The sequence below is a fragment of the Rhizobacter sp. P3_B12 genome, assembly GCF_056402895.1.
Genome location: NZ_JBFUGN010001402.1, coordinates 1 through 1,198, shown reverse-complemented (window position 1 = coordinate 1,198; position 1,198 = coordinate 1). Strand labels below are relative to the sequence as shown.

Genomic DNA, 1,198 nt, shown 5'->3' with positions numbered 1-1,198 from the left:
ATATCGAGGATCACGTCGACGAAGGGCTCCTGCACGGCGCGATCGCTCGTGACCTTCAGGAAGGCACGGCCGTCCGGACGGCGCTGCAGCGAGACCTGCGTGGCCGGCAGCACCTGGTTGTAGTCGACACCCGCGGCGCGGTACGACTCCGGCGGCGCGATGCGCACGTTCAGGTTCGACGCCTCGTCGGGCGTCAGGCTCGTGACCTCGATTTCCGCGCGAAGGGTTTCACCAAGCGCCGACTGGACCGCCAGCCGCCCGAGGCCGAGCGCCCAGGCGTTGGTGGCAGACAGACACATGGCAGCGATGGCCACGCCGGTCAGAGCAAAGCGGCGAGCGAACAACGAATTTCTTTTCAAGGCGTCTCCCAAGTGGAGGTGGCGGGCAGTGCACAGGCTCCCGTCGATTGGCGTCGTTCTTCTTGAGAAACCAGCACGCACCCCAGGCGCAGTAGAAAACACAATAACATCAACTAGATACGAAGACAAGCTCATGCATTGGCTGACGTTCCCGCCAGCGACGGGATTCGGGGCTTCTGGGGAGTGTCCTGTTGCAGTATGGCAACGCAACAAGACACTCCGTCTTCACTGGTAACTCTCTGTCACTCCAACGAAATTTCCACCGGTCACTGACCCAGCAGGATGCGCAGCATGCGGCGCAGCGGTTCGGCCGCGCCCCACAGCAACTGGTCGCCGATCGTGAACGCGCCGAGGTACTCCGGCCCCATCGCCATCTTGCGCAGGCGCCCCACGGGGATGGTCAGCGTGCCGGTCACGGACACCGGCGTCAGGTCCTTGAGCGTCGCCTCGCGCGTGTTCGGCACGACCTTGACCCAGGCGTTGTCGTTCGCGATCAAGGCCTCGATGTCGGCCAGGGGCACGTCCTTCTTGAGCTTGAACGTCAGCGCCTGGCTGTGGCAGCGCATCGCGCCGATGCGCACGCAGAAGCCGTCGACCGGAATGGCCGGCGTGCCGAAGCCCGTGCCCTGCCCCAGGATCTTGTTGGTCTCGGCCTCGCCCTTCCACTCTTCCTTGCTCATGCCGTTGCCGAGATCCTTGTCGATCCACGGGATCAGGCTGCCGGCCAGCGGGACGCCGAAGTTGGCGGTCTCCGCTGCGGAAAGCGAGCGCTGCTTCGCGACGAGCTTGCGGTCGATCTCGAGGATCGCGCTCTTCGGGTCGTCGAGCAGCGGGCGCAC

General features: G+C 64.9%; 2 protein-coding genes. Both read right to left on the bottom strand.

The window, feature by feature from the left end; genetic code table 11:
* The coding region (locus tag AC1D01_RS35615) for a type IV pilus assembly protein FimV (RefSeq protein WP_477874372.1) at positions 1 to 299 on the bottom strand (299 nt) is incomplete at its 3' end.
* A 326-nt stretch (positions 300 to 625) separates the two neighbouring features.
* A partial coding sequence (locus AC1D01_RS35610; protein WP_477874370.1) for an aspartate-semialdehyde dehydrogenase occupies positions 626 to 1,198 on the bottom strand: 573 nt, incomplete at its 5' end.